The organism is Pigmentiphaga sp. NML080357, assembly GCF_002188465.1.
Classification (GTDB): domain Bacteria; phylum Pseudomonadota; class Gammaproteobacteria; order Burkholderiales; family Burkholderiaceae_B; genus Pigmentiphaga.
The window spans coordinates 37456-64398 of record NZ_NINW01000045.1; the positions used below are offsets into that span (position 1 = coordinate 37456).

Sequence of the window (26943 nt, forward strand, 5' to 3'; positions counted from 1 at the left end):
AAAATCAATTTTTGTATTTGGTATACCTGTAATATAAAATGGAACACCAACAAATGGAAAGCCCCATCTCTCGCCCCTCACCACCAGGAGATCTCATGGAAAAACTCAGGCATATCGCCCTCTCGGTCGAAGATCCCGAAGCCGCGGCGCAATTCTTCGAACAGGCCTTCGGCATGCGGCGTGCCGGCAAGGCCATGCGTGGCATCTATATGACGGACGGCGTGATGAACGTCGCGCTGCTCAACTTCGCCGACGAAACGGTGCCCGGCTACGCCGGCCTGAAGGACGTGCGGGGCGTGATCCACTTCGGCATGTGGGTCGACAACCTCGAGGAAGCGGAGAAACGCATCACCCAGGCTGGCGGCACCTACCTGACGGGGCGCAAGGAGACCGACCCCAACGTGTTCTACGAGGTCAAATACCGGATGCCGGACGGGACGGTCTTCGACATCACGGAAAATGGGTGGAAAGGCGCCGTGAAGGAAGTCACCCCCGCCTGACCATTCATGGCCGCGCCGTGGCCGCCCGGCGCGGCGGCCCGCGAACATTCCAGGAAGCGTTCATGACCCTGCACGTGTTATCCATCATCGCCCTGCCTCCAGGCCTGCGCGATGGCCTGGCCCGCCACTACCGGCTGCACGACGGCGCGACGTCCCCGCCCGACTGGCACGATGCCTCCCCGGCCGACGTACGGGCAGTGATCACCAATGGTTCGACCGGCTTTACCGCTACCCAGATGGACGCGCTGCCGAACCTGCGGCTCGTCTGCTCGATGGGCGCAGGCACCGAGAACATCGATGTCGCCGCCGCCCATGCCCGCGGCATCCAGGTCACCAATGCGCCGGGCGCCAACGCCGCGACGGTGGCCGATCACGCGCTGGGCATGGCCCTGGCCCTGGCGCGCGGCTATCGGCCCCTGACGGAACGGCTGGCACGCGGCGAAGGCTGGACCTCGCTGCGCGCGCCGCGGCCCAGCCTGAACAAGTCCCAGGTCGGCATCGTCGGCATGGGCCAGATCGGCCGGCTCATCGCGGCGCGAGCCGCCGCATGCGGGGCCACCATCGCCTACCACAACCCCTCGCCCAAATCCGATGCGCCCGGGGTCTACTGTCCCGACCTGCTCGATCTCGCCCGGCGCAGCGATTTCCTCTTCGCCTGCTGTCCCGGCGGCCCCCGCACGCGCCACCTGTTGAACCGGGAAGTCTTCGAGGCACTCGGCCCGGCAGGCTTTGTCATCAACGTCGCGCGCGGCTCGGTCCTGAAAACGGGCGATTTGCTCGATGCGCTGCGCCGCGGCGCGGTGGCCGGCGCCGGCCTGGACGTACTGGAGGAAGAACCCGATCCGCCGGCCGCGTTGCTGGCGGAGCTGGCCGCGCTGGACAACGTCGTGGTAACGCCGCACATCTCGGGGCGGTCGCCGGCCGCGGTGCTGGCACAGCTAGAGATCATGCTGGAAAGCCTGGGCGATGGGCTGGCCGGCCGCCCGCTGCGCTTTGCCGTGCAGGCGGCAACCGCCGCCGCCTGACGATTTACAATCGCGGGGTGTCGCATCGCCCCGCTCCTCCCTCCCCCTCGACAACCCCGCCCGCGCCGGCCTCCGGCACGCGGCCGGCCGCCGCACGGACGTCGCTGCCGGCGCGGTTCCGGCGCGCCCTTGCATGGATGATCGCCCGGCTGGCGGAAGACTGGACGACCCGGCCCGAACGGCGCTACCTGATGAGCGCCATCGTGATTTCCCTGCTGGCGCACGGCATCCTCTTCATCCTGCATTTCACCGCCCCCCGCCCGCAGCGGCCGGAACGGGATGCCGGGCTCGAAGTCGTATTGCTCAATGCCGGCACGCGGCAGGCGCCGGCCAAGGCCGAACTGCGCGCCCAGGTGGCAAGCGACGGCGGCGGCGACGCCATGGCCGGACATGCCAAGGCGCCCGTGCCGCACGCCGCGGCCGACCGCAACGGCAAGCTGCTGGCGGAACTCGAGCAGCGCCAGGCGGCGCTGGAAGCCGAGCAGCGCCGCCTGGCCGCGGCCCTCTCCCGGCAACGCGGACACGCGCCCACGCCGCCCGGCCCGTTGGGCGTGCCGGCAAGCGAACGCAGCGCCTCGCAGGCCAGGGCCGAGCAGCTCGCGCGCCAGTTCGCCGAGATCTCCCAGCGCATCGAGGACTACAACAAGCGGCCGCGCCGGCATTTCTTCGCGCCTTCGACCTCGGAATACCGTTTCGCGGTCTATGTCGAGCAATGGCGCGAGCGCATCGAGACCCTCGGCACCCAGAACTATCCCGCGGCCGCGCGCGGAAAGGTGTACGGCTCTTTGCGCATGACGGTATACATACGCAGCGACGGCACGGTGGAAAGCATAGACATCGACAAGCCTTCGGAACATAAAATACTCAACGATGCCGCCAGGCGCATCGTGGCGCTCGCCACGCCGTTCGCGCCTTTTCCGCCCCAGATCGCGCGCGACACCGACGTGCTGGCCATCACGCGCACCTGGTACTTCACCAACGACAAGCTATTCGCGAAACCCGGCTGATGCCTTCCCTCTCCCACACCCGCTACGCCGTCATCGGCCATCCCGTCGCCCACAGCAAGTCTCCCTGGATACATGCCAGGTTCGCCGAGCAGACCGGGCAGCCGATCACGTATGAGGCGATCTGCGCGCCGGTGGACGGATTCGCGGCGCAAGTCGAGGGCTTCTTCGCCGCCGGCGGCGGAGGCCTGAATGTCACCGTGCCGTTCAAGCTGGAGGCGTTCGACCTGGCGCGCGGCCACCTGAGCCCGCGCGCCCAGGCCGCCGGCGCGGTCAATACGCTATGGATGGCGGACGGCCGGCTGCACGGCTGCAACACCGACGGCGTCGGCCTGCTCAACGACCTGCGCCGGCTGGGCGCGCGCCTGGCCGGCGCGCGCGTGCTGCTGGCGGGAGCCGGGGGAGCGGCGCGCGGCATCCTGCTGCCGCTGGTCGAAGCGGGCTGCGCCGGCATAGACATCGCCAACCGCACGCCCCAACGGGCGGTGGAACTGGCGGCTTCGTTCTCCGCTTCTGCGGCGGGGGCCGTCCTGCGCGGAAGCAGCTATGCCGAACTGCCCGCGAACGGACACTGGGACCTGGTCATCAACGCGACCGCGAGCAGCCTTGAGGACGAGGCGCCCCCGCTGCCGGCCGGCGCATACGCGCCGGGCGCACTGGCCTACGACCTGATGTATGCCGCCCGGCCCACCGCCTTCATGCGCCAGGCCTCGGCCGACGGCGCGGCCGCCGTGGCCGACGGGCTCGGCATGCTGGTGGAACAGGCGGCCGAGAGCTTCTTCATCTGGCGCGGCGTGCGGCCGGATCCGGCCCCGGTGCTGGCCGCCTTGCGGGACCTATTGGCCTGAGATGAAAGCCCCCCCCTACGCGCTGACGCGCGCCCCCCAGGGGGCGGCACTGGCGGACCGGCGGAGCCGGATCCGCTGTGCCCTGGGTCTGGGAGAGTTTCTCGGTGTGGAGCGTCGGGCTCTTGCCGAATCCGGGTCTGGGGGACCTCTGCTGGCGGACCGGCGGAGCCGGATCCGCTGTGCCCTGGGTCTGAGAGAGCTGCTCGGTATGGAGCGTCGGGCTCTTGCCGAATCCGGGTCTGGGGGACCTCTGCTGGCGGACCGGCGGAGCCGGATCCGCTGTGCCCTGGGTCTGAGAGAGCTGCTCGGTATGGAGCGTCGGGCTCTTGCCGAATCCGGGTCTGGGGGACCTCTGCTGGCGGACCGGCGGAGCCGGATCCGCTGTGCCCTGGGTCTGGGAGAGCTGCTCGGTATGGAGCGTCGGGCTCTTGCCGAATCCGGGTCTGGGGGACCTCTGCTGGCGGACCGGCGGAGCCGGATCCGCTGTGCCCTGGGTCTGGGAGAGTTTCTCGGTATGGAGCGTCGGGCTCTTGCCGAATCCGGGTCTGGGGGACCTCTGCTGGCGGACCGGCGGAGCCGGATCCGCTGTGCCCTGGATCGGGCAGCGTACTTTCCTGCGTCGCACCTGGCGCACAGCGTCATGGAGGACTGACATGGCCGCCCGCCGACCGCCTCGCCGTCGCCGCTCCGTGCCTGCACGCATCGTCGTGGCGGGCCTGCGCCTCTGTCTGGTCGCGGTGGCGCTGGTGCTGCTGTATCAGGTCTGGCTGTTCGGCTGGGTGGTCTGGTATGCCTACATGCCTCCCGGCTCGACCTCGGTCATGCGCGCCGAACTGTCCCGCCTGCAGGAAACCGACCCGCATCGCCGGCTCGACTACCGATGGGTGGACTACGACCGTATCAGCAACAACCTGAAGCGCGCCGCAGTCGCGGCCGAAGACGCCAATTTCCTCGAACACGGCGGCATCGACTGGGATGCGGTCGAACGGGCCTATGCCCACAACCGGCAATTGGCCGAGGCCACGGAACGGGCGCTGGCGCGGGGCCGCAAGCCGCCCCGGCGGCCCATGCGCGGGGGCTCCACCATTACCCAGCAGGTCGCCAAGAACCTGTTCCTGTCCAACTCGCGCAACTACCTGCGCAAGGGCCAGGAAGTGGTCATCACCTACATGATCGAGCTGGTCATGAGCAAGCAGCGCATCCTCGAGCTGTACCTGAACATCGCGGAGTGGGGCGAAGGCGTCTTCGGCGCCGAGGCCGCCGCGCGCCATTATTTCCGTACCTCGGCCGCCAACCTCTCGGCCTACCAGGCGGCGCGGCTTGCCTCGATGCTGCCCCGGCCGCGCTTCTACGACAAGAACCGGGGCTCGGCCTACCTCGCCTCGCGCACCGACAGGCTGCTGCGCTGGATGCCGGGCACCGCCATTCCGTGACGCAATTGCAACCAAAGACGGCAAGCGGCGCGGGCGCGCTGACGAATGCCTTTCGGCGCGCGTACAATTGCGGCGTCGTCAACTCCGCAGTGCCTGCGCACTGTTTTTCCGGTATGGCCTCACAGCCACGACCTAGACCCTTACTACCAGCCGGCCCCTTGTCTTCCGGCACCCGTTCGAGCCACATCTGAGTCCGCCCGCGTCAGGCGCCAGACCCCAGGCCCGTGCGGGGCCGTTTTGTGTTTTCCCGCGCGATGGTCGAACAAGCAACGCAACCCAAATCCCTCGAGCGCAACCGGCTCGAGCCCGAGGACGCCCAGGAAGCCCTGGAACACGTCCAGGAGCTGCTGCGACGCCAGCACCTGGTCGAAGAACTGGTCCACCGGCAGGAAGCCGGCGATACCCGGGCCCCCCTGATCGAAGCCTTGGTCCATCGACAGCACGAAGCCGAACTCGGCGCGCTGCTGGATGACCTGCACCCTGCGGACATTGCCTTCATCCTCGAATCCCTGCCCAAGGAAGACCGGCAGGCGGTATGGCAACTCGTTCGTCCCGAGCGCGTAGGCGAGATCCTGCTCGAGGTGGCCGATTGGGTGCGCGAATCGCTTATCGCCACCATGGACCAGCAGGAGCTGGTGGCGGCGGCCGAGAACCTGGAAGCCGACGAACTGGCCGACCTCGCCCCCGACCTGCCGCCTGAAGTGGTGGCCGAGGTCCAGAAGGGCCTGACCGACGAGGAACGGGCGCGGCTGACCGAAGTCATGAGCTACCCCGAGGATTCGGTGGGCGCCATCATGGACTTCGAAATGGTCCGCGTACGCAACGACGTGACGCTGGAAGTCGTGCTGCGCTATCTGCGCCGCCTGCAGGAACTGCCCGACCACACCGACCAGATCTTCGTGGTGGACAGGCTCGACAAGCTGATGGGCAGCCTGCCCATCAATCGCCTCATCGTCAGCGATCCCGAGACGCAGGTGACCGACGTCATGGATACCGAGATCCTGACGCTGGCCCCGCTGGACGAGGCCGACGAAGCCGCTGCCGCGTTCGAGCGCTACGACCTGGTGTCGGCGCCGGTGGTGGACGCCGTCGGCCGCCTGATCGGGCGCGTAACGGTGAACGAGGTGGTGGACGTGATCCGCGAAGCCTCCGACGAGCAGGTGCTGTCCAAGGCCGGCCTGCAGGAGGAAGACATCTTCGCGCCGATCGCGCAGGCCATCCGCAACCGGGCGCCGTGGCTGCTGGTCAACCTGTGCACGGCGTCGATCGCGGCCTTCGTCGCCTCACGCTTCGAGGACACCGTCGGGCACATCGTCATCCTGGCTTTCCTGATGTCCATCGTCGCCGGCATAGGCGGCAACTCCGGCAACCAGACCATGACGCTCATCATCCGCGCGCTGGCCGTGGGCCGCATCAACGCCGCCAACGTCGGCAAGCTGGTGCGGCGTGAGTTGCAGATCGCCTTTCTGGTGGGGCTGGGCGGCGGCGCGGTGGCCGCGCTGTTCGCGTGGGCGATTTCCGGCCGCTACTCGCTGGGACTGGTCATGATGGCCGCCATGGTGCTGAACTTGCTGGTCGGCGCCAGCATAGGCATGCTGGTGCCGCTGACCCGGAGCCGCTTCGGCAAGGACCCCGCCATCGGCTCGTCGGTGCTCCTGACTTTCGCCACGGACACGATGGGCTTTTTCATCTTCCTGGGCTTGGCGACCGTATTCTTGATGTAGGGCCCACCCCCAAGCGGCCTTCGGGCGCCCTGGGTCTAGTACGGCTTTCATGGATAATGGCACCGTTGCTACCGCTGGCAGCCAGCGAAGCACAGGTGCCCCAACCCAAGATAACCCTACTAGACCCAGGATGCGGTGGATCCGGCTCCGCCGGTCCACCCGCATCGCCCCCTGGGGGGCGCCCGTCAGGGCGTAGGGGGGTCACCTATTCCAGCCGTAGATATCCAGCGAATTCTCTCCCGCCGCCAATCGTTCGATAATGCGTGCCTCGTCCTCCTCGCGTTGGCGCGCCTTGGCCAGAACCTCGTCGATGCGCGTGCGAGGGATCGCCACCACGCCGTCCGTATCGCCCACGATCAGGTCGCCCGGGTGTACGACGACGTCGTTGAACAGCGTCGGCGCATTGATCCAGCCCCTGGCCTCGAAGTCCTTGCCCGTGCCGCGTATGCAGAGGCCGCGTGCGTAGACCGGAAACCCGAAGCGCTCGAGGATGGCGCCATCGCGCACGCAACCGTCGATGACCAGGCCGGCGAGCCCGCGCGCGCGGGCCGCCTGCGACATGACCTCCCCCCAGTAGCCGGCTTCGTAATGCCCGCCCACATGCACGACCAGCACGTCGCCCGGTTGCGCCGCCACGATGGCGCGGTGCAGCCACAGGTTGTCCGCCGGCGGCGATTGCACGGTCACGGCCGGGCCGCAAATGCGGAACGAAGGATGAACCGGCTTGATCGCCGACGGCAGTGCGCCGATCTTGCCGGCGGCCTCGTGCAGCGTCGAGCTGGGCAGTTGCGCCGCTTGCCGCAGCTGCTCGGGGGTCGGCCGGTCGATATCGATGGTGACCGTGGGCAGCGACATGAACGGAAAACGGGCGGCGCTCATTTCTTCCTCGTCTGCAAGGTGTGGTAACCGAACTGGCGGCGCGCCTCGTCCAGGCGCATGCCGCCCCGGGCTGCCTCGCGGATGCGGTCTTCCACCATGGCGATCTCTTCCGCGGCGTCGAGCACGGCGGCTTCGTGCGCCTGCGGCACCACTACCAGCCCGTCGGCATCGCCGCGCAGCAGGTCGCCGGGCGCGACCCGGGCCTGGCCGATGTTGACCGGCACGTTGCTGGCCTCCACCTGTACCCGATCCTTGCCCGTGCGCATCCAGTGGCCACGGCTAAAGACCGGATACCCGAGCTGCATGCACAGCGATACGTCGCGGCAGATGCCGTCGATCACGGTGCCTCCCAGCCCGCGGCGATGGGCGATCTCGGTCATGATGTCGCCCCACACGGTGCAGTCCTCGCGGCCGCCGTTGTCCAGCACGATGACGTGGCCTTCCGGCACCTCGTCGATGAAATCGCCCACCGTGCCGGGCGGATTGGACGCCGGCCCGTAAAGAATCGTGAATGCGCGGCCGGCCAGCCTGAAATCGGTCGTCCTCGGCTTGATGCCGTGGCACTGGCCGGCGATGCCCAGCCTGTCCAGCGCATCGCTGAGGGTCGCGGTATCGAGTTTCGCGATGCGTTCTACGTTTTGATCCATGTCGTCTCCCGATTGATCGTCGTTGGCGACGAAGACCTTCGTCCGCCTTTCCGCCGGTGCGGCGATGGCGGGCCGGAAGGACCTCGCGGTCTCGCGGCCCGCTCAGCGGGCCAGCATGTTCTCGTAATTGGCCCCCATCACCTCGGTGATGGGCCGCCCCGCCAGCAGCGCGCGCGACATCGCGGCCTCGCGCGCCGCGATGTCCTCGGCCACGCGCAGCACGGCCTCGGCCTGGGCCGCGGGGATGAACACCGCGCCGCTGCTGTCGGCCACCGCATAATCGCCCGGGGCCACCGTCACGTCGCCGATCTGCACGGGTATGTTGGTGCCTGCCTCGGCCACGCGGCCGCGCGCGGTGAACGCGGTGGTGGCCCGGGCATAGATGGGGAAGTCGTACTCGTGCGCCTCGTCCGCGTCGCGCACCGGCCCGTCGGCGATCACGCCGGCCAGGCCCCGCACCTTCGCGCCCAGCGAAAGGATCCCGCCCCAGGAGCCCGCATCCAGTCCGGTGCGCTGCTCGACGACGACGATGTCGCCGGGCTGGGCGGTCTCGATGGCCGTGGTGCCCAGGTGCCGGGGCGGTCCGTCGTGCCTGGGCGCCTGGCTGGCCTCGACCAGCTTGAGCGTGACGACCCGGCCGGCAATACGCCGGTGGGCGGAGCGCCGCGGCAACCCCGTGACCGTGCCTTTCAGGCCCAGCTTGTCGAGCGCATCCGAAAACGCGCAGCTGTCGATCTGCCGCATGCGCCGCACGATGTCTCTGCTATCCATGATTCTTCCTTCGCCGATTGTCCTGATGCCGCCGCGCCTATCGCCACGACGCGAATGCCATTCCGCTGCCCGTGCCCGCCTCTGTCCGGTAGCAGGGCACGTAGTCGATCAACTCCATTTTTCTGCCGAGGTCGTTCATGGCCGCCGCCAGCGGATACCAGCTCTTGATCTCGCAGGTATTGCCTTCGAAGTAAGCCTCCGGCACATCGGCCAGCGCCGCCTCGTCGCCACGCTGCATGGCATCGAGAATCCGCCGGTCCAGCTCTTCGTCCACCACGAAGTGGGTGAAGCCTCCGGACGCGACCACCGCCACCCGCAGGCCCTCGGGCATGGCCCGGATGGCCTTGGCCAGGGCATGGCCCATCTGCAGGCAGCGCCGGGTGCGCGGCCGGTTGGGTGGCACGCCGACGTTGGTGAACAGGGGCACCGACGGCGGGGGCGCATCCTCCATGATGCGCCGATAGATGAAACCGAAGGCGTGGGGGATGCCGTGCTGGCGATCCACGCCCCCCGGCAGCCGGTACGAAACCGCTACGTCGAAGGATTCGCCGACCAGCGTTTCCACCAGCCCCTCCGCCACCTCGCGAGCCCCCGGGTAGACCGCGCCGCCGGGTGGGCAGTGCCCCTCCTCGGCCACCGCCACGCCCGGCGGCAGGCGCCGTACCTGCTCCTCGGACAGGGGGATGTTCGGGATCTGCTCGCCGGCATAAACGGTGAAGCCCGCGGTGAGGTCTTCGCGGAACACCTCGCGCTGGTCGTTGCCCAGGATAATGGCCACGTCCGGCCGTGCAGCCCGGAAACGCCGGGCCATCTCGTCCAGCGCCCGCTGGCAGGCGTCATAGCGGCGCTGCCGCTCGGCCAGGCTGGCCTCCTCATGAAACCCCGGCTGCCGTGCCGCCAGCAGCGACGCGTAATCCATTTGCCGGCCGCGGTACCAGTGCCGCTTGTTCTCGCGGTCGGCTCCGGCCCGCAGGTCCCACATCTGCGGCGGCGTCGCCAGCAGGGGGCCGTGCGAACACGCCAGCGCGCACACCAATTCAGCCATGTCTATCTCCTGTTTTCATTGCGGCGTTCATGCCGCGCGGACGGCGGGCGTGGCCGTCTCCGGCATGCGGCCCGCGGCGACGGGGTCGAGAATGAATGCCGGCGACAGGTCCGCGAACCGGCGGCAGCCGATCTGCGCCAGCGTCGTCCGGACCTCGTCGGCCAGCACCGCGAATGCCTTGGCCACGCCGGCGGCTCCGAACGCCGCGGCACCGAAGATGGGCGCACGCCCGCAGAACGCCATGGTGGCGCCCAGCGCGCCGGCCTTGACGATGTCCTCGCCGCCGCGCACACCGCTGTCGAACAGAACCGGCCTCGTTCCGACGGCCTGCCGCACCGCCGGGAGCATGGTGATGGCCGCCGGCGCCGATTCGAGCTGCCGCCCGCCGTGATTGGACACCCATACCGCGTCTGCGCCTTCCTCGACGGCGCGTTGCGCATCGCAGGCATCCAGAATGCCCTTGACGACGAGCGGCCCCTTCCAGCGCCGGCGCAGCATCCGGATGTCGTCCCAGCCCACGCCGCCGCGCGCCTGCTCCTTCATGAAGGCCGCTACCTTGTGGACGTCTCCGTCCACATAACGGACGTAGTTCCTCAGATTGGGCATGCCATGACGCGCGGTGCGCAAGGCCCAGTGCGGATGGCGCATCACGTCGAGTATGAAGCGCGGATGTGCCTGGAAGGGCTGCTCGAAGCGCTCGCGAATGGATCCGTTGCGGCGCGAGCGCGCGGGCGTGTCGACCGTGACTACCAGCACTTCTATTCCGGCCGCGGCCGCCCGGTCCAGCAACGCGGCGTTCAACGCGTCGTCGCGCAGCATGTAGAGCTGGAACCAGCAGGCATCGGGCGCCTGCTCGGCCAGCCTTTCAATCTCGGTGGACGCGGCCGTGCTGATGACGTAGGGCACCTCTTCGCGCTGGGCCGCCTCGGCCAGCATCAGGTCGCAGCCGGCCCAGGCGAGGTTGGCCATGCCCACCGGGGAGAATCCGATGGGTTGCGCATAGCGCCTGCCGAACAGTTCGACCTGGGTATCGATGCGGCCGGTGGCCATGCTGCGCGGTGCGAACAGCAAGGCGGCCAGCGCCGACTCGTTGCGCCGCACGCCCGCGTCGTTGCCCGCGCCGCCGGCCAGGAACGTATAGGCGAACCGCGGAATGCGGGCCTGCGCCGCGCGCCGCAGGTCGTCTATGCACGAGGCGGACTCGATGTGCATGGCTGTCCCCTACCTTGACTTCTTCGTTCTAATACGCATACTGTATGAGTTTATATAACAAAGTGCAAGCCAACGCGGCAGGCACGCCTCCCAGGAGACCTCCATGAAACTGATCGGCTTTCCGCCTTCTCCCTACACCGCGCGCGTCATGCTGTTCGCGCGGCTCAAGGGACTCGACCTGGTCCGGGAATCGCCTCCGGGCGGCCTGCACTCGCCGGAGTTCAAGGCCATCAATCCCATCGGCAAGATCCCGGTGCTGCAGACCGACGACGGCCAGCTCCTGCCCGAGTCGAGTGTCATCTGCGAATACCTGGAAGACGTCCATCCGGCCGTGCCGGGGTTGCCCGGCTCGGCACCGGACAAGGCCCGCGCGCGGCTGATCGCCCGCGTCTACGATTTGTACGCGGCGGCGCGCAGCACGACCCTGATGCGGCAGATAGGCGTTGCCGATGCCGATCCGAAGGCGCGCGAAGCGGCGCTCGCGGGCCTGGCGGCCGGGCTCGGGCATGTCGAACGCCTGATGGCCGATGCGGCCTACGCGGCCGGCGCCCGGCCATCGCTCGCCGATTGCGCGCTGTTGCCTCCCATCGTCCAGATTAAGCGCGTCGCGGCGCCGATGTTCGGCTTGCAGGATCCCACGCTGGGCAACGGCAGGTTCGGCAAATGGTGGAAGACCATCAGCGCGGACGCCATGTTCTCCGGCTTTGCGCAGGAGTACGACAAGGCGGTGCAGGGGCTGGTGGAGAAACGCCTGGCGGGGGGCTAGGCGGCGCGGGATATCCGGCCCGGCCGTCCTTTTCCGCCGGCGCCCACCGGCCTGGCCATGCGCGCGAAGGAAGGCCCGCCTCATCATTACGCCATCGCCGAGGCCGCGAATGCTTCGGCGATTACCTCTCTGTCCAGGCCTCTGGTAATGAAGACCACACGCGAAGCCCGATCGTCGTCGGGCCAGTCCGACAGCGTCACGGGTTCGTGGAACAGGTGCTGCACGGCATGGACCGCGACGGGAGCGGTCTCGTTCCTGAGGTTCAGGATGCCTTTCATCCGCAAGAGCGCATCTCCATGGAAATACGCCAGCCCCCCGAGCCAGGCGCTGACCTGCTCCCACTCCAGGGGCTGTTCGAAACGAAAAGCGTAGGTGCGGATGTCGGCGTCGTGATGCGCTGCGCCCAGCGCCTTTTCACAGTCCGGTCCGCAGACGTGGCGCACCGAATCCCCAAGATAGCTTCCCTCGGATCCGTCCTGTTCGTCCCGCTGCTCCTCCAGGCCTTTGCGCGAAGGGAGCACGCCCACGTCGAACAGCCGCGCCGGATCCACCTGGCCCTGCTCCGCCACGATGACCTCCGCCTGGGGATTCAGGTGCGCCAGCCTGCGCAATAGCGCCGCCGTCTGCCGCGGATCGGCCAGGTCGGTCTTGGTCAGCACCAGCCGGTCCGCCACGGCGGCCTGTTTCACGCACTCGGGCTGCCTGTCGAGCTGCGTGCCGCCATGCACCGCGTCAACGGTCGTGATGACGCCGTCCAGCACGTATGCCTGGCGTACTCCGGCATGCCTGAGCAGGGAATGAATGACGGGCGCCGGATCGGCAAGGCCGGTCGTCTCGATCACCACGCGGCGGAATGCGGGAATCTCGCCGCGTTCGCGCTTGTCGTGCAGCTCGCACAAAGTGGCGGCCAGATCGTCGCGCATCGTGCAGCACAGGCAGCCGCTGGCGAGCAGGACCGCCTCGCCATCGACCGCCTCGACCAGGTGGTGGTCCAGGCCGATCTCGCCGAACTCGTTGATGACGACCGCGGTATCCGCCATGCCGGGATGCCGGACGAGGCGGCCGAGCAGCGTGGTCTTGCCGCTGCCCAGGAACCCCGTCAGCAACGAGACCGGAATGCGCTGCGGCGGCTCGCGTCCTGTTGCGCTCATGTCCATACTTCGCAGATCCCGGGCCGGCTCGCCCCGCTCAGACCGGCCGCAGCTTGAAGACCTTGCGGGCGTTGTCCTCGAAAATCTTCTTCTTGTCTCCGGCGCTCAGCCAATCGAAGCCCTCGATCAGCGGTTTGACGTCGTCCATGGAGCGGCCCGTGGCCGGGTCGACCGCCGATCCGACCCCGGGACACTCCGTGCCGAACAGACAGCGGTCAACGCCCACGGTCTTGATCAGCAGGCGCAAGGCCTCCTCGGTGTACAGCACTGTGTCGAAATAGAGCTTCTGCATCCGGTCCGTGAAGCGCTCCCCTTCGGGGCGGCGCAGCGAAGGCGCCTGGAAGCGGCCGAGCTGGTAGGGAATGGCTCCGCCGCCGTGGCTGACCACGACCTTCAGGTCGGGAAAGTCCTTGTAGACGTTGGAATTGAGCAGCCCGAACACCGCCACCGTTTCTTCATTGATGAAATGCAGCGAGTACGGCACCCGCTCCGATCGGGACCCCGTGCCATGGATGTGCGCCGGCACATCCAGCTCGCACAGCTTCTCGTACAGGGGATACCAGTACCGGTCGCCCAGCGGCGGCGCCTCCTCGGTGCCGTTCTCGAACGGGTCGGGATTGAGCAGGCAACCGGCGAATCCCAGCTCGCGGATGCAGCGCTCGAGTTCGGGCAGCACGCGCTCGACCGGCTCGCCCGCCACCTGCGGCAAACCCGCCACGCCGGCGAAGGTGTCGGGAAAGAGCTGGGTCTGCCGGTAGATGATGTTGTTGCACTCCTCGGTGAACCAGTCGATGATGCGCGCCGGCCGCTCGGACTGCATGAGTTGGAAGGGCCGCGGCGATACCAATTGCAGGTCGGTGCCGTGCTTTTTCAGGTAGTCGAGATGGCCCATGGGCCAGGTCTCCGCTTTGTTGGCGGCGGCCCGGATCTCGTCGTCCGTGACCTTGACCTTCCCGCGCCCGTGGCTGCCTCGGCTGGCCAGCAAGCTGGCCTTGTAGGCCCAGAGTTCGGTTGGGGCGCTCACGTGGGCGTGGCAATCGATGATCATAGTCGTGTCTCCTCGTGGTCAGGCGGGTTCGCGCCGCCTGCGTGCGTTCTGCGTTCCGTGTCCGCCTTCGGGTTCCATGTGGCTGAACCTGTCAGATAACACTCATACAGTATTATACATATCGTGCACCAGGACACCACCGGCGCGACGGGGCTGCCTGTAGACTTCGCGGCGGCACCGGCGATGCGGCCGAGGGCTCAATGGCCGCCGCCTAGGCCGGAGTCGCCGTCCAGACCCATGGCCTCGCGGTAAGCCTGCGCAACCGCTTCCGGCTGCCCGGCCTGGAAGATGTAATCGTGCAAATGGCGGCCGAATATCGGATGCGCTTTCAATTCCGCCCACGTCATCCCCTCTGTCAGCACTTCCCGGAAGGCCAGCGGCAACTCGACGCGCCGGTTTTTCTCCGGATCACGCAGCACGCCCTTGGGATCGGCGCCGCCGGCCACTGCCTCCAGTTCCTCGAAGAACTTCTTGCGGATCATCGTGATGCCGCGATCGCTGGCGCTCAGGTTCTCGAGGCTGCGATCGGCGATAGTGCCCTGCCCCACCCAGGCCACGAAATCCTGGTTCATGACGTGCGAGGTGATCCAGTTTCCGTCGGCATCGCATATCGGCCCATGCCAGGTCGGGATCGTCTCCTGCACGTATGGCTCGCGCTCCTTCGGCACCCTCGTGAAAGACCAGCAGACGCTGAGCGTGCGTTCATCGTCCACCGGTACGCGCCACTCGAAGTGATCGCCCAGGAAAACCGCATTGGGCCAGAGACAGACACGCCCAACCGCCCAGAGCGGGTCTTCCTTCTTTGCGTTGCCACGGATCCGCTTGTAGAGGAAGCCGTACTCGAACTCCTCGAACCCGACCTCCTTGTGCGACGGCGAATAGGGATGCAGCACCCCCCGCTGACGCAGGCTCCAGTTGTTATGCATCCATTCGAAATGAACCGGATCGATGGAATTTTCCTGGCATTGGAACCAGTTGCAGGGAATCTCGGAAAGCACGATCTGGCGAAAGCCATTGGGCCACGAGAACGCCTCCCAGTCGGGCAGGAGCGGCGCGGGGGCCGGACCCATGTACGCCCACAGCAAGCCGGCCTTTTCGGCGACGGGGTAGGCCTTGATCCGTATCCGGTCCTTCATGCGGGCCTCCGGATGGGCGACATCCTCGTAGGGCTGCTCCAGGCAGGCGCCGTCGCCATCGAAGCACCAGCCGTGATAGTTGCACCGCAGTCCCCTGGCTTCGGGGAATCCATGGCTCAGGTCCGCCCGGCGGTGCGGACAGTGCCGGTCGACGAGGCCCCAGTTGCCGCTCAGGTCGCGATAGAGCACCAGGTCTTCGCCCATGATGCGCACGGCCTTGGTGGCGCGGCCGTCGAATTCGGTCACGCCCGCGACCGGCATCCAGTAGCGCCGCAGCAGCTCGCCCATGGGCGTGCCCGGCCCCACCCGGGTCAGCAATTCGTTCTTTTCTTGATTCAGCATGGCCAATCACTCGGAGATCAGAAGGGAACACGGCAGGGGCGACACTGAACATCGCAACGCCTATATATATTATATATCATACTTAGGGTGCCGAGGCCACACCCTTCCCTCCCTCGATGCGCGGCGATCGAAGCGCAAGACGGCAGGAACCAGCAGCGGGGGGCGACCTATAATGCGGCCTATACGTCGTCACCACCGCGCGCAAAGGATCAGGATTGGCCAGCAAGTTCTCCCCATCGACCCGTGCCTGGGCAGCCGTCCCCAATGAAACGCTCTCCGGGGGCATCGTGGCGCAGATACGGGCTGCGGTTCTCAACCGGGAGATCGTGGCGGGTCAATTTCTCGGCAGCGAAGCGGCGCTGTCCGAACAGTTCGGCGTCAGCCGCATGGCGGCGCGCGATGCCCTTCGCACGCTGGAAGGGCTTGGCATCGTCGAGATCCGGATGGGCGCGCGCGGCGGCGTGTGGGTGGCCCAAGGCAACCCGGATCGCCTGGCCGATGCCTTGGCCATACACCTGAAACTCATAGGCATCACCTCGGGCGAAGTGTTCGATGCCCAGATGGCGATCGAAGAAATGGCCGCCAAACTGGCCGCCGAGCGGCGCGAAGACGCCGACCTGGAACGCCTGCACGCGGTGCTTGCCGAGCTATCCTCGCTCAAGGGAGAGCTCAACCGCTTCGCGGACGCCTCGATGCGTTTTCACGAGGCAATCGTGCAAGCCTCCCACAGCCGCATCCTGCTTGCGCAATTCCATGCCCTGAGCATCGTCCTCGAACCGGTGCTGCGTCCCAACCTTACGCCTTCATCGGCCGTGCGCATCGTCCGCCATCACAAGATGCTGCTGGCCGCGATCGAATCGGGCGACGGCACCGAAGCAGCGCGCCTCATGCGGGAACGGCTGGCGTATCAGCGCAGCAAGACGCTGTCGCAGGAAGCGGACCCTGCCTCCCAGGTGCCGGACTAGGGTCTTCCCACATTCAAAAGAGCCTCGCACGGGCCCTAGCGTTTTTTTCAGTTGCCGGCGGGCCACTTCTTGGAGGCGGCCCGCCGGCGCTCGCGCGCGCTTTACAAACGCGCTGGCCTTCCTGTAATTTATATATATTATATATCATAGTTAAATGGCGGACGGCACCTGCTGCCCCCGGAGGCGGGGCATTGCCCGACCGGACCGCCACGGGTGGACCTGCGCCAGCCTTGCCGCAGGAAAAGAGAAAACCAGGAGACAAGCATGAAACACGCATTCCCCCTCGCCGCCCCGTCGCTGGCCGCGGCGTTGCTGCTCGCCTGTTGCGGGAGCGCGCACGCCCAGGCAAGCCAGGATATGCCGTCCTATCCCCGGCGAACCGTCAAGATCGTGGTCCCCTACAGCCCCGGAACGAGCGCCGACACCATCGCGCGGCGCGCGGCCGAGCAGCTCTCGCAGCGGCTGGGCCAGAACGTCTACGTGGAGAACCGGCCCGGTGCCAGCGGCGTGATCGGCACCTCCTACGCGGCGGGCGCGGCGCCGGACGGCCATACGCTGATGGTCGGACCGACGACACTCGTCATCACGCCCGCTTTCCGCCCCACCCCGTACGATCCGGTCAAGAGCTTTGTCCCCGTCGGCCAGATCGCCGAGAGCGCCCAGGTCGTCATTACCGGGGCGGCCACGCCCGCGCGGGACTTCAAGGAGCTGGTCGCTCATCTCAAATCGCGCGGCGACGACGCCTCCTACGCATCGCCGGGCATCGCGTCCACGGCGCACCTGTACACCACGGTGCTGCAGAACATGGTTGGCGTGAAGATGCGGCACATTCCCGCCAGCAGCCTCAATACGGCAATCATGGATGTGGTCCAGGGCAGCGTGAACATGATGATCGCTCCCATCGAGGCGGCGCGGCCCCTGGTCGCCTCCGGCAAGCTCAAGGCCATCGCCCAGACCGGCGGCGCGCGCTCGCCCCTCTTGCCCGCCGTGCCTACACTGGCCGAGCTGGGCTACCCCAATTATCAGCTCGCGGTCTGGGTGGGGCTGTATGCACCGGCGGGCACGCCCGACCCCATCGTGGCACGGCTCAACCGCGAGCTGAAGGCGGCCTTCGACACGGAGGCGATGCGGGCTTCGCTGGCGGACACAGGATTCGAAGTGGTGCTGGGCACGCCCGAGGATCTCGGCCGCCTCACCCGCACGGAATTCGAGCGCTGGAGCCGCATCATCAAGACCGAGGGGATCAGTCCGGAGTAGCTCGCCAGCCCGTAGCCGGGCCGGCCCTCAAGGCGGTTCAGGCACCGATGACGTTGAGCAGCGCGTGCCTCCTTTCCCGCGTCACTACGTCCAGCGCACGGCGCAGCGCGGGAATCAGTTCGTCGCGCCGCGTCACGCGCTCGGACCAGCCGCCCGACGCCTCGGCATACTTCTCGAAATCCGGCACCGGCTCGAGGGACGAAAGGGGGCCGGTCCGGGACGCGTGCTCTTCGGCATAGCGGGCGGTATGCGTATCCGGATAGACCGTGAGCGTCGAGCGATAGACGGCCTCCCAGCGCGCATTGTTGAACACTACGGTCAGCACCGGCAGCTTGTGAGCCGCGGCGGCGTGGTGGCAGGCGGCGGGATTGGCGAAGATATAGGCGCCGTCGCCCACCACGCAGATGACCGTCTTGTCGGGCGCGGCCTGCTGGGCGCCCAGCGCCGCCGGCAGCCCCCAGCCCAGGCCGGCGGCCGAGGGATTGCCGAAGTACGTGCCCGCGACGTCGAACGTCATCTGCGGGCGAATGGCAGAGTACTCGTTTACCAGTATCGCGTCCTGCGGCCGTACCTGGTCGAGGCAATGGGTCAGGAACAGCTTGGTAATGGGACCGTCCTTGGCCAGCACACGCTGCATCGCGGCCTGCGCTGCCTGGCGCACGGCGGCGGCACTGGCCTCGAGTTCCGCGCGTCGTGCCGCGGCGGTCCGCGCCGCGCCTTCCTCCTCCAGCGCCGCATGCAGGGCTTCGATCAGCGCGCGCGCATTGGCTGTCAAGGTCAGGTCCGAGCGGAAACTGCGCATGGCGTAGCGATTGAACAATGGATCCGTGCCGGCATGGGAGACGAAGGCCTCCTCGCGGGGCCGCGTCTTGCCGGGAATCCACGGCACGTCGGTTTCCAGGAACAGCAGCGCGTCCGCCTTGGCGAACACCGCGTCCATGTCGTGACCCAGGTGCAGCGCATGGCTGGAAGGGAAGTTCACGTGGCGGCTCTTGGCCTCGGCCACGCCTATCCCGAAACGTTCGGCCAGGTTGACCAGCAGGTCCACGGTCGAGGGGTCCGAGCCGCTCGCCGTGCTGACGATCACGGGGTGGCGTGCCGCGGCGAACCTGCGCGCCAGCTCGCGGACGGCAAGGACATCGGGATGAGGGGGCGCCGGAATGGCGATCGGCTTGGATGGCCGGAAGCCGTCGATCTCCTGGGCCAGGATTTCCCGCGGCAGCATCAGGTAGACCGGGCCCCTCGGTTCGGCCATGCTGATGCCGATGGCACGATCCAGTACCTGCTCCATGTTGCAGCCGTCGCGCAGCTCGTAGTCCCACTTGACGAGCTCGCGCACCATGCCGCCCTGGTCCAGCATCTCCTGCGCCCAGTGGATCTCGCCGTTGCGGGAACCACGCCTGCCGTCCTGGAACAGCGGCGTGCGGCCGGCGGTGAACAGCATGGGAACCTGGCTGCGCGCCGCGTTCATGATGCCGCAAACGGCATTGGCTGCGCCGACGCTCACGTGCAGCATTACTGCCTGCGGCTTCTGCGAAATCATGTAGTAGCCATGGGCCATGCCTACGGCCAGATTCTCGTGCGTACACAGGACGGGAGTCGGAAAATCGATACCAGACTCGCCGGCGCGCGCATAAGCCTCGACGATGGATACCGTGTCCGTCCCGGCTCCCACGTAGAAGTATTCGATGCCGCGCTTCTTCAGCAGCGCCAGGTAGGCCTCGCCCACCGATAGCGCGGGGATAACCTCCTGGCCGGCGGCCGGCGTGCCCTTCGCTTGATCTTGTCCCATCTCGATTCCTGGATTCTGGTGGATGTTCGGTCGTGCCGGGGCGATCTGTCGCCTCGAGGGTGTCGACTTCAGAAGTGAAATGCCTCCGCACAAACTGTCATACCATTATACAGAACGAGGACGTGAGGCTGGCCAGGGATTTCCCGGACCCCGCATCCAGCGGCATGCCGGCAGCCCGCTCCGCCGTCCGGCCCCAGTCCGCATGATCCGGGCTTTTCAAGGAGCCGGCCAAGGCTCCCCAGCCTCTCCAACGCCGGCATTCATCTTGACAAAAACCCTCTAACACGCATACTGTATGTTAAATAGCAGACTTTATTTCATACCGACACGACACACCCCGGCAGGCCAAGGTGCTGCCGGGCAAAGGGAGACACCATGCTGAGTGAAGCGAAGAACCGCCAGTTGACCCAAGTAGGTCCTGGCACGCCGATGGGCGAGTTGCTCAGGCGCTACTGGCACCCCATCGCCGCGGTGAGCGAATTCGACACCACTGAAACCAAGCCGGTACGGCTGTTGGGAGAAGACCTCGTCCTGTATAAGGACTTGAGCGGCAACTTCGGATTGATCGACCGGCGCTGCGCGCATCGGCGCGCGGATCTCTCCTACGGCTTCGTCGAACAGACCGGCTTGCGCTGCAACTACCATGGATGGTTGTTCGGCAAGGACGGCCGCTGCATCGAGCAGCCCTACGAGGACATCGCCGCGCCCCAGGCTCGCATGAAGGAGCGGCTGCGCATTACCGCGTATCCCGTAGAGGAAAAGGCCGGCATGCTGTGGGCCTACCTGGGCCCGCAGCCGGCCCCGCTCGTTCCCAACTGGGAACCCTTCACCTGGAAGAACGGTTTCGTGCAGATCGTCATTTCCGAAATCCCCTGCAACTGGCTGCAATGCCAGGAAAACTCCATCGACCCGGTGCACTTCGAGTGGATGCATTCGAACTGGAGCATACGGCTGAAGGGAGAAACCGGTCCTTATTCGCCCACTCACCTGAAGGTCGACTTCGAGAACTTCGAGTACGGCATCGTCTACAAACGATTGCGCGAAGACACCAGCGAGCATCATCCGCTCTGGACCGTGGGCCGCGTATGCCTCTGGCCACAGGCATTCTGCCTGGGAGATCACATCGAGTGGCGCATTCCCATGGACGACGAGAACACACTCAGCATCACCTGGGCCTTCTCGCGCGTGCCCAAGGAACAGGAACCCTACGAACAAAAACGCATACCCGCCTGGCACGGACCGGTGGTGGACCCCGACACCGGACGGTGGATATCCAGCCATGTGATGAATCAGGACTTCGTTGCCTGGGTCGGCCAGGGACGGATAGCCGACCGCACCAAGGAGAACCTGGCCTCCAGCGATCGCGGGATCGCCCTGCTGCGCAAGCGCTTCGCCGAAGATCTCGATGCCGTCGCCGACGGCCGCGATCCCAGCGGCTTGATAAGGGACCCGCGGGCCAACGAGTGCGTGGAACTGCCGGTTGCCGCCCGCCATCTGTTCACCGAAGGGCTCACCCGCGCGCAGTTGCTGGCGCACCCCATCCTCGGCAAGCACCTGGACGACTACCCCTTCCAGGCCGGCCAGCCGGAGGAGGTCAAGGCGGAATTCCGCGCCGCAATGGGCCTGACCGAGGGCGACCTGCAGCCGGGTTGATCCAGGTCGTACTGCGGCTGCGCTATTCGTACTCGGATACCGGCCAGGTCAGCCTGATCCTGCTGCAGAGCGAAGTCAGGCACGGCGGCGCATCGCTCAACGTCAACGCCACGGCCGATCCGAGCGCTTCCCGCCTGCGCCAGCGCGGCCTGGTGCTGGGCATGTCGCAGTACTTCGGCGAAGGCCGCCGCTTTCACTTCATCGCCGAATACATGCGCGTGGGCAACGTCAGCGGCTGCAACGTTTCATCGCGCTGCGACGACACGGGCGCGCACGGCTACCTGCTGGCGCTGCGCTACATCCTGTCCAAGCGGACCAACTTCTACGTCAACTACCAGAAAATCCTGAACGACCGCAACTACAACATGGACTGGAACGGAAACAGCATGAGTTCGGCGCCATCTGGCCTCCCGGTAGGCGCCGATCCGCAACTCGTCGGCATCGGCTTCATGCACCGGTTCTGAGCCGCAGGCGTGCGCCATGGCGCACGCCCTTCGCCGCCCCGCGCGCCGGGCTAGACCATGTACAAGTCCAGCACCGTCGGGATGAAATCGTTCAGCAGCATGATCTTCTTGCGGGCGATCTTCCAACCGGCGTCCTCGCGCCTGAGCGTGTGCTCGTACGAGCCGAAGTACACGTGCTGCGATTTGTACTTCGGGTTGTACACGTGCGAGGACCAGCTCGAGCAAACCTCGACGCAATCGCCCTCCGCGCGCTCCACGAGGACGTTGGTCACCGAGTGGGACGTGCGCGCCAGCGGCATCGACGCCACCGACAGGTTGGACGTCAGGCGCCAGACGCGGTCGACCAGGGCGCTGCGCGAAGCGCAATAGAGCAAGGACAGCTCCGTGTCCGGATTGTCGGTCGGCTGATGCTCGCTCTTCCAGGCGGGAATCCAGTAGACCGCATCGTCGGCGTACAGGCCGACCCAATCGTCGAAGCGCTGGCGATCCAGCAACAGCGCTTCGCGGTACAGGAACTCGGCCGCCGCGGCCGGTGTCAGGGCGGTGCTCATCGTACAGCGCGCGAGAGCCGGCGGGCCGGGCGCCCGCCTCGTCGATGTGTCTCCATGTTCCCAGCTTCGGCAGATTATTCTAATACTCATACTGTATGAGTGATAAATTGGACTGTCAAGCCGAAGCCCGGGCCCGAGCATCGCGCGGGACCTCCCGCGCCCGCGGCTCAAGCCTTGGTACGCGGCGCTTTTCCACCTGCGTGTGATGTGCTTTAGTGTTTATACTGAGCCGGGCCGCCGGTCGGTAATGCGGGGCCGACGCAGAGTATCCAGATATAATCCGTCATACAGTCTGCGACTTACAAACGGTGGAACCCATACATATGGCACGTACGAGAGCCGATCTACCCGTGTGGCGCGCCGGGCGCACCGAGTCTACGGCAATGCGCGTTGAAAAACAGATCAAGGAAGCCGTGCTCGACGGCAAGCTGCTGCCGGGCGACTTCCTTGGCTCCGAGAACGACCTGGCCGAGCAATTCCAGGTCAGCCGCCTGCCCATACGCGAAGCGATGGGCCGCCTGCAGGCGCTGGGCGTGGTGGACGTGCGCACCGGCGCGGGTGGCGGCACCCGCATCGCCAACGGCAACGATGCCCCCGTGGTCGAAGCGCTGGCCATCCAGCTCAAGCTGATCGGCGTCGGCTCGGGCGAAGTCTTCGATGCCCAGGTCATCATCGAATCCAGCGCCGCGGAAATGGCGGCCAAGATGGCCACCGCCGAGGACATCGCCCGCATGGAAGCCCGCCTTGCCGAGGTTGAGGAACTGGTCGCCAATCCGGACGAATTCACGCCCGAGAAACTCACCAGTGCGTCGCTGGCCTTTCACCAGTCGATCGTCGATGCCTCGCACAACCAGTTCCTGTCGTCGATCATGAAGGCGATCTCGTACGTGCTGTACCGGTCGGTCAATCCGTACACCACGCCGGCGGTGGGCAAGCGCCTGGTGCAGCGGCACCGCAAGGTACTGGCCGCCATCGCCGCGCGCGACGGCAGCCTGGCCCGCCAACTGGTGACCGAGCACGTAGCGAAGGTGCGTGCCAAGCACGGCGCCGCCGGCAAGAGCCCAGCGGGCAACTGACAAGCCGGGGCAGCCCCCCCGGCCGCCCCGCTTGCGCGCTACTCGACCTGGATGTTGCGCGCCTTGATGAGCTGTGCCCAGCGCACCTGCTCGGCACGCATCAGCTCCGTCATTTGTGCGGGCTGGTTCAACGCCGGCACCGACCCGATCTCTTTCAGGCTGCGGACCATGTCCGGATCGGCGAACGCCCGGGCAATGCCGGCATGGATGCCGTCCACCACGGCGCCGGGCATGCCGGCCGGCCCCAGCACGCCGAACCAGCTCACGCCGTCCACGCCCTTGTAGCCCTGTTCCTCGATGGTGGGGATGTCCGGCGCGGAAGGACTGCGCGCCGTTCCGACCAGCCCCAGGGCCTTTACCTTGCCGCCCTTGAGCAGCGGCAGCGCCGCCGGAAGATCGACGAACACGCCGGCGATCTGGCCGCCCATGACGTCCGTCAGCGCGGGCGCCACGCCCTTGTACGGCACATGCACGAAGTTGCCGCGCGTCGCCTCTTTCATCAACTCCATGTAGAGGTGCGTGATGTTGCCGGTGCCCGCCGAGCCGATAGGCACCGGATTGGCCGATTGCCGCGCATAGGCGACGAATTCGCGCATGTCGTCGGCGGGCAGTTGCTTGCCCACCAGCAGCGCGGTGCCGTTGGCCACGACGCGGGCAATGGGGCTCAGGTCCTTCAGCGGGTCGTAGCTCAGGTCCTTGTACAGCACCGGGCTGATGGTCAGCATGCCCGAGGTGGCGAACAGCAGCGTCGACCCGTCGGGCGCAGCCTTGGCCACCGCCTGCACGCCGATCGCGCCGTTGGCGCCGGGGCGGTTGTCGACGATCACGGTCGCATCCAGTTGCGGTCCCAGGCGCTCGGCCAGCTTGCGGGCGATGAGGTCGGCCGGCCCGCCGGGCGAGAACGGCACCACCATCCTGACCTGCCGGGGCAGCGGCTGGGCTGCCGGCGCGCCGGCGAACACCGCGGTCAGAACGAGCAGGGCCGTCCCGAGCATGCGGACCGGCGTGAAGCTGCGGTATTCCATGGAGATCTCCTTGGCAAGGCGACAACGGGGAGGGGTCAGGCCGAGCGGCGGATCACGCCTACGCCCGGGGCGTCCGGCACGTACAGGTATCCGTCCTCGACTTTCAGGCCTTCGAAGGGATCGTTCAGCAATTTCTGGAACTCGGCCAGTTCGCAGGCATATGTGATGTTGGGCAGCGCGGCGGCCAGGTGCAGGGCGTGGGCGGCGAGCAGCTGGCTGCCGACGTTCGCTCCCATCCGGCATCCCAGGTGCGCCACCTCGCAGATCCGCGCGGCGGCCTGCACCGCTCGCAATCCGCCCATCTTGGGCAACTTCAGGCTCACGGCGTTGATGGAACGGCTGGCGGCCAGCCGGTAGGTCGACGAGGCATCGTATGCGCTCTCGTCGGCCTCGATGGCGATGCTGGACGCGCGTGTGACGTCCTGCAGCCCGTCGACATCGTCCGCCCGGACCGGCTGCTCGATGATGTCGACATCGAACTCCACCGCCCGCTGCGCGAAGACGATGGCGTCCTTGGCGCGATACGACTGGTTCGGATCGGCCACCAGCCGCACCTCGTCCCCCACCTGCCGCCGCACCGCGCGCAGCCGCTCGATGTCCTCGCGCACATTGCCGCCCACCTTGAGCTTCAGGTGCCGATAGCCCTGGTCCACGAGACGCTGCGCCCGCTCGGCCATCTCGGGCGGGACCTTCAATCCCAGCATGCGGCAGATCGCGATGCGGTCGGTGGTCTTGCCGCCGAGCAGTTCGTACAGCGGCACCCCCAGCAGCCGCGCCTTCAGATCGTGCAGGGCGCAGTCGATGGCGGCCTTGGCCGGATTGTTGCCCGCCAAGGCGGCATGCACGCGCGCCAGATTGGCCTCGATCGCCATTGCATCCTGGCCTACCACGGCGGGACACATGCGCTGCAACGCCCCTTCCACGCCGGGCGCGGTCGCCGCCAGGTGGGGAAAGGCGGCCGCGTAGCCCCACCCCTGCGTGCCATCCTCCGCGGTCAAGGTCAGAACGCAGGCGTCGTTGGTGGGATAGGCCTGGCCAGCGAATTTCCAGTTGGGGTCCTCATCGGGCAAGGTCAGGCGCTCGATGGCGAAAGATTTGATCTGCAAGGCGCGCTCCGGCGACACATGGACACGGCCCACTCTATCAGCGCGCAAGCCGTGCGATCATTCGGATTCGGGCGCCCGGCCAAACCAAACGGTTATGGGCCGGCGCACCGTCATCCGTCGTTGAGGCCCGCATGGAAATCGAGCGTTCGATCGAGCGCGTGCTGACCACCCAGGTCAAGCTGCGACACCTGCTCATGTTCAAGACCGTTGCCGAGCGCGGCGCGGTGTCGCGTGCGGCCGAGGCCCTGCACATGTCCCAGCCCGCAGTCTCCAAGACCATCCATGAACTGGAGTCGCTGCTGGGCGAGCGGCTGCTCGAACGCACCGCCAAGGGTGTCGTTCCCACGGTGTTCGGCAGCCACGTGCTGCGCTATGCCAACTCACTGCATGCGGAACTCAAGCGCGCGGCCGAGGAACTGACGGCTTTACGCCAAGGCGCGGCCGGCAAGCTTGCGATCGGCAGCTACATGGTGGCCCTGCCATCGCTGCTACCGCGGGCCTTGTCGATATTCTTCGGCAGCGGCGACGCCACGCGCATCTCGGTGGTGGACGGCAGCAAGGAAAAGCTCCTGAGCGGGTTGCAGGCCGGAGAGATCGATCTCGTCGTGGGACGCATGTCGGAGCAGGAAGGACACGGCCAGATCCGGCAGATCCCGCTGTACTTCGAACCTATCGTGCTGGTGGCGGGGCGGCAGAATCCGCTGGCGGGCAAGCCCGCGCCCACGCCCGCCGACCTGGCTGCGCAGGAATGGATCATGCCCCACGCCAGCAGCGTGGCGCGCGCCCCCATCCAGATGTTCTTCGCGCGCGAGGGCCTCGACTTTCCCAGCCGCGTCGTGGAGACGCTGTCGTTTCCGTTGATACGGGCCCTGCTCCTGCAACGCGACATGGTCGCCGCCCTGCCATGGCAAATCGTGCAGGCCGACATCGAGCAGGGCGCGCTGGTGAAGCTGCCCATGGACATCGGCTATCCCGCCCTGCCCGTTGGCATCATCACCAATGCCCACGACAACCTCTCGGCCGCCGCGCTGCGCATGGTCGAGAGCCTGCGGCAAGCCGCCGGGGAGCTCTATCACCGGCCGCCGGCGCAATAGCGCCTGGCCTCAGTTCCCTTCGGCAGTGGCGGGCGCGGCCGCCGGATTCCACTGGCCGCGCCGCATGCGCGAGATGCGCACGTTCTTGAACAGTCCGGCCTTGCGGAAAGGCTCCTCCAGCGAAAACGCCTCGGCCTCTGCGTAGCTGTCGACATTGAGGATCAGCACGCTGCCGGTACGCTTGACGCCATCCTCGGCCAGCATCGCGCCGCCCAGCACCAGCTTGGACTCGAACCGAGCCAGATAGTCCAGGTGGGCAGGCTTGACCCGTTCGCGGATTTCGGCGGCGCCCTCGTCCTTGTCTTCCTGGTAGATGATGTACAGCATGCGCGTCCCCTTCAAAACAGCCATGATAGGAGCGGCGCGGGCGGCGCCGCATTCCCGTTTCGCTGGCGGCCACAACCGGACGGTTATGGCCGGGGCGGAAAA

Annotated in this window: 26 protein-coding genes; 13 read left to right on the top strand and 13 right to left on the bottom strand. The window is 66.9% G+C overall.

From position 1 onward, the window contains the following. Positions 1-95 precede the first annotated feature (95 nt). The 6 genes from CDO44_RS20445 to mgtE all read left to right on the top strand — a co-directional run bounded on the left by CDO44_RS20445 (position 96) and on the right by mgtE (position 6534). Positions 96-500: a VOC family protein gene (locus CDO44_RS20445; protein ID WP_087782135.1), complete on the top strand. Its 405-nt coding sequence runs from the start codon at positions 96-98 to the stop codon at positions 498-500. A 62-nt stretch (positions 501-562) separates the two neighbouring features. Further along, positions 563-1525: an NAD(P)-dependent oxidoreductase gene (locus CDO44_RS20450; protein WP_087782136.1), complete on the top strand. Its 963-nt coding sequence runs from the start codon at positions 563-565 to the stop codon at positions 1523-1525. 137 nt (positions 1526-1662) lie between these two features. Further along, positions 1663-2532, top strand: a complete 870-nt coding sequence (locus CDO44_RS20455; RefSeq protein WP_087782137.1) for an energy transducer TonB — start codon at positions 1663-1665, stop codon at positions 2530-2532. After that, complete coding sequence (gene aroE, locus CDO44_RS20460) at positions 2532-3377, top strand: shikimate dehydrogenase (RefSeq protein ID WP_087782138.1); 846 nt, start codon at positions 2532-2534, stop codon at positions 3375-3377. Before CDO44_RS20455 ends, aroE begins: the two co-directional genes overlap by 1 nt. A gap of 653 nt (positions 3378-4030) precedes the next feature. Beyond that, positions 4031-4810 (top strand): monofunctional biosynthetic peptidoglycan transglycosylase, encoded by a 780-nt coding sequence (mtgA, locus tag CDO44_RS20470; protein ID WP_087782140.1) that lies wholly within the window; start codon positions 4031-4033, stop codon positions 4808-4810. A gap of 254 nt (positions 4811-5064) precedes the next feature. Further along, positions 5065-6534, top strand: coding sequence for a magnesium transporter (gene mgtE / locus CDO44_RS20475; RefSeq protein WP_087782141.1), 1470 nt, complete (start codon positions 5065-5067; stop codon positions 6532-6534). Between the two features lie 201 nt (positions 6535-6735). On the opposite strand, the gene CDO44_RS20480 is transcribed toward mgtE, so the two are convergent. The 5 genes from CDO44_RS20480 to CDO44_RS20500 all read right to left on the bottom strand — a co-directional run bounded on the left by CDO44_RS20480 (position 6736) and on the right by CDO44_RS20500 (position 11088). Beyond that, positions 6736-7413, bottom strand: a complete 678-nt coding sequence (locus tag CDO44_RS20480; protein WP_369824699.1) for a 4-carboxy-4-hydroxy-2-oxoadipate aldolase/oxaloacetate decarboxylase — start codon at positions 7411-7413, stop codon at positions 6736-6738. After that, positions 7410-8060 (bottom strand): RraA family protein, encoded by a 651-nt coding sequence (locus tag CDO44_RS20485; RefSeq protein ID WP_087782142.1) that lies wholly within the window; start codon positions 8058-8060, stop codon positions 7410-7412. The genes CDO44_RS20480 and CDO44_RS20485 overlap by 4 nt, the downstream gene beginning before the upstream one ends. A 102-nt stretch (positions 8061-8162) precedes the next feature. Then, the gene (locus CDO44_RS20490) at positions 8163-8831 is read right to left on the bottom strand and encodes an RraA family protein (RefSeq protein WP_087782143.1); all 669 of its coding nucleotides are present in this window, start codon (positions 8829-8831) and stop codon (positions 8163-8165) included. A gap of 37 nt (positions 8832-8868) precedes the next feature. Continuing rightward, the gene (locus CDO44_RS20495; RefSeq protein WP_087782144.1) at positions 8869-9876 is read right to left on the bottom strand and encodes a protocatechuate 3,4-dioxygenase; all 1008 of its coding nucleotides are present in this window, start codon (positions 9874-9876) and stop codon (positions 8869-8871) included. A 27-nt stretch (positions 9877-9903) separates the two neighbouring features. After that, positions 9904-11088 carry an alpha-hydroxy acid oxidase gene (locus CDO44_RS20500; RefSeq protein WP_087782145.1) on the bottom strand — a complete coding sequence of 395 codons (1185 nt, stop codon included), beginning with the start codon at positions 11086-11088 and terminating at the stop codon, positions 9904-9906. A gap of 103 nt (positions 11089-11191) precedes the next feature. Here CDO44_RS20500 and CDO44_RS20505 point away from each other — a divergent pair, with 103 nt between their 5' ends. Next, positions 11192-11854, top strand: a complete 663-nt coding sequence (locus tag CDO44_RS20505) for a glutathione S-transferase family protein (protein WP_087782146.1) — start codon at positions 11192-11194, stop codon at positions 11852-11854. A gap of 86 nt (positions 11855-11940) precedes the next feature. Here the strand turns inward: CDO44_RS20505 and CDO44_RS20510 are convergent, their stop codons facing one another. From CDO44_RS20510 to CDO44_RS20520, 3 genes are all read right to left on the bottom strand, one after another. After that, positions 11941-13005 carry a GTP-binding protein gene (locus CDO44_RS20510; protein ID WP_087782209.1) on the bottom strand — a complete coding sequence of 355 codons (1065 nt, stop codon included), beginning with the start codon at positions 13003-13005 and terminating at the stop codon, positions 11941-11943. A gap of 37 nt (positions 13006-13042) precedes the next feature. Beyond that, a complete protein-coding gene (locus CDO44_RS20515; RefSeq protein WP_087782147.1) occupies positions 13043-14053 on the bottom strand; it encodes an amidohydrolase family protein in 1011 nt (336 codons plus the stop codon). Positions 14054-14250: 197 nt separating this feature from the next. After that, complete coding sequence (locus CDO44_RS20520) at positions 14251-15531, bottom strand: aromatic ring-hydroxylating dioxygenase subunit alpha (RefSeq protein WP_087782148.1); 1281 nt, start codon at positions 15529-15531, stop codon at positions 14251-14253. A 215-nt stretch (positions 15532-15746) separates the two neighbouring features. Between CDO44_RS20520 and CDO44_RS20525 the strand changes: the two genes are divergently transcribed. Both CDO44_RS20525 and CDO44_RS20530 read left to right on the top strand, forming a co-directional pair. Then, positions 15747-16496: a FadR/GntR family transcriptional regulator gene (locus CDO44_RS20525; RefSeq protein ID WP_087782149.1), complete on the top strand. Its 750-nt coding sequence runs from the start codon at positions 15747-15749 to the stop codon at positions 16494-16496. A 264-nt stretch (positions 16497-16760) separates the two neighbouring features. After that, positions 16761-17753 carry a tripartite tricarboxylate transporter substrate binding protein gene (locus tag CDO44_RS20530; RefSeq protein ID WP_087782150.1) on the top strand — a complete coding sequence of 331 codons (993 nt, stop codon included), beginning with the start codon at positions 16761-16763 and terminating at the stop codon, positions 17751-17753. A 37-nt stretch (positions 17754-17790) separates the two neighbouring features. Here the strand turns inward: CDO44_RS20530 and CDO44_RS20535 are convergent, their stop codons facing one another. After that, a complete protein-coding gene (locus CDO44_RS20535) occupies positions 17791-19545 on the bottom strand; it encodes a thiamine pyrophosphate-requiring protein (protein ID WP_087782151.1) in 1755 nt (584 codons plus the stop codon). A gap of 375 nt (positions 19546-19920) precedes the next feature. Between CDO44_RS20535 and CDO44_RS20540 the strand changes: the two genes are divergently transcribed. Beyond that, a complete protein-coding gene (locus CDO44_RS20540; RefSeq protein ID WP_087782152.1) occupies positions 19921-21198 on the top strand; it encodes an aromatic ring-hydroxylating dioxygenase subunit alpha in 1278 nt (425 codons plus the stop codon). Beyond that, a complete protein-coding gene (locus CDO44_RS20545) occupies positions 21195-21662 on the top strand; it encodes a hypothetical protein (protein ID WP_087782153.1) in 468 nt (155 codons plus the stop codon). Before CDO44_RS20540 ends, CDO44_RS20545 begins: the two co-directional genes overlap by 4 nt. A 50-nt stretch (positions 21663-21712) precedes the next feature. On the opposite strand, the gene CDO44_RS20550 is transcribed toward CDO44_RS20545, so the two are convergent. Continuing rightward, entirely contained in the window at positions 21713-22213 is a 501-nt protein-coding gene (locus CDO44_RS20550; RefSeq protein ID WP_158213358.1) for an aromatic-ring-hydroxylating dioxygenase subunit beta, read from the bottom strand. 383 nt (positions 22214-22596) lie between these two features. On the opposite strand from CDO44_RS20550, the gene CDO44_RS20555 reads away from it, so the two are divergent. Next, positions 22597-23289: a FadR/GntR family transcriptional regulator gene (locus CDO44_RS20555; RefSeq protein ID WP_158213359.1), complete on the top strand. Its 693-nt coding sequence runs from the start codon at positions 22597-22599 to the stop codon at positions 23287-23289. 38 nt (positions 23290-23327) lie between these two features. Here CDO44_RS20555 and CDO44_RS20560 read toward each other — a convergent pair whose 3' ends face one another. Both CDO44_RS20560 and CDO44_RS20565 read right to left on the bottom strand, forming a co-directional pair. Then, positions 23328-24314 (bottom strand): tripartite tricarboxylate transporter substrate binding protein, encoded by a 987-nt coding sequence (locus CDO44_RS20560; RefSeq protein ID WP_087782156.1) that lies wholly within the window; start codon positions 24312-24314, stop codon positions 23328-23330. A gap of 35 nt (positions 24315-24349) precedes the next feature. Then, positions 24350-25420: a mandelate racemase/muconate lactonizing enzyme family protein gene (locus CDO44_RS20565; RefSeq protein WP_158213360.1), complete on the bottom strand. Its 1071-nt coding sequence runs from the start codon at positions 25418-25420 to the stop codon at positions 24350-24352. A 131-nt stretch (positions 25421-25551) separates the two neighbouring features. Here CDO44_RS20565 and CDO44_RS20570 point away from each other — a divergent pair, with 131 nt between their 5' ends. Beyond that, positions 25552-26514 (top strand): LysR substrate-binding domain-containing protein, encoded by a 963-nt coding sequence (locus tag CDO44_RS20570; protein WP_087782158.1) that lies wholly within the window; start codon positions 25552-25554, stop codon positions 26512-26514. Between the two features lie 9 nt (positions 26515-26523). On the opposite strand, the gene CDO44_RS20575 is transcribed toward CDO44_RS20570, so the two are convergent. Continuing rightward, on the bottom strand, positions 26524-26841 hold the full coding sequence (locus CDO44_RS20575; protein WP_158213361.1) for a YciI family protein: 318 nt from the start codon (positions 26839-26841) through the stop codon (positions 26524-26526). Positions 26842-26943: the final 102 nt, after the last annotated feature.

Coding starts and splice junctions, on each gene's coding strand:
- CDO44_RS20515 (WP_087782147.1), bottom strand. CDS start 14,053: ATGATCATCGATTGCCACGCCCACGTGAGCGCCCCAACCGAACTCTGG.
- mgtE (WP_087782141.1), top strand. CDS start 5,065: ATGGTCGAACAAGCAACGCAACCCAAATCCCTCGAGCGCAACCGGCTC.
- CDO44_RS20505 (WP_087782146.1), top strand. CDS start 11,192: ATGAAACTGATCGGCTTTCCGCCTTCTCCCTACACCGCGCGCGTCATG.
- CDO44_RS20480 (WP_369824699.1), bottom strand. CDS start 7,413: ATGAGCGCCGCCCGTTTTCCGTTCATGTCGCTGCCCACGGTCACCATC.
- CDO44_RS20575 (WP_158213361.1), bottom strand. CDS start 26,841: ATGCTGTACATCATCTACCAGGAAGACAAGGACGAGGGCGCCGCCGAA.
- CDO44_RS20560 (WP_087782156.1), bottom strand. CDS start 24,314: ATGGAATACCGCAGCTTCACGCCGGTCCGCATGCTCGGGACGGCCCTG.
- CDO44_RS20500 (WP_087782145.1), bottom strand. CDS start 11,088: ATGCACATCGAGTCCGCCTCGTGCATAGACGACCTGCGGCGCGCGGCG.
- CDO44_RS20540 (WP_087782152.1), top strand. CDS start 19,921: ATGCTGAGTGAAGCGAAGAACCGCCAGTTGACCCAAGTAGGTCCTGGC.
- CDO44_RS20485 (WP_087782142.1), bottom strand. CDS start 8,060: ATGGATCAAAACGTAGAACGCATCGCGAAACTCGATACCGCGACCCTC.
- CDO44_RS20550 (WP_158213358.1), bottom strand. CDS start 22,213: ATGAGCACCGCCCTGACACCGGCCGCGGCGGCCGAGTTCCTGTACCGC.
- CDO44_RS20520 (WP_087782148.1), bottom strand. CDS start 15,531: ATGCTGAATCAAGAAAAGAACGAATTGCTGACCCGGGTGGGGCCGGGC.
- CDO44_RS20495 (WP_087782144.1), bottom strand. CDS start 9,876: ATGGCTGAATTGGTGTGCGCGCTGGCGTGTTCGCACGGCCCCCTGCTG.
- CDO44_RS20570 (WP_087782158.1), top strand. CDS start 25,552: ATGGAAATCGAGCGTTCGATCGAGCGCGTGCTGACCACCCAGGTCAAG.
- CDO44_RS20510 (WP_087782209.1), bottom strand. CDS start 13,005: ATGAGCGCAACAGGACGCGAGCCGCCGCAGCGCATTCCGGTCTCGTTG.
- mtgA (WP_087782140.1), top strand. CDS start 4,031: ATGGCCGCCCGCCGACCGCCTCGCCGTCGCCGCTCCGTGCCTGCACGC.
- CDO44_RS20455 (WP_087782137.1), top strand. CDS start 1,663: ATGATCGCCCGGCTGGCGGAAGACTGGACGACCCGGCCCGAACGGCGC.
- CDO44_RS20555 (WP_158213359.1), top strand. CDS start 22,597: ATGCGCGTTGAAAAACAGATCAAGGAAGCCGTGCTCGACGGCAAGCTG.
- CDO44_RS20450 (WP_087782136.1), top strand. CDS start 563: ATGACCCTGCACGTGTTATCCATCATCGCCCTGCCTCCAGGCCTGCGC.
- CDO44_RS20490 (WP_087782143.1), bottom strand. CDS start 8,831: ATGGATAGCAGAGACATCGTGCGGCGCATGCGGCAGATCGACAGCTGC.
- aroE (WP_087782138.1), top strand. CDS start 2,532: ATGCCTTCCCTCTCCCACACCCGCTACGCCGTCATCGGCCATCCCGTC.
- CDO44_RS20535 (WP_087782151.1), bottom strand. CDS start 19,545: ATGGGACAAGATCAAGCGAAGGGCACGCCGGCCGCCGGCCAGGAGGTT.
- CDO44_RS20530 (WP_087782150.1), top strand. CDS start 16,761: ATGAAACACGCATTCCCCCTCGCCGCCCCGTCGCTGGCCGCGGCGTTG.
- CDO44_RS20445 (WP_087782135.1), top strand. CDS start 96: ATGGAAAAACTCAGGCATATCGCCCTCTCGGTCGAAGATCCCGAAGCC.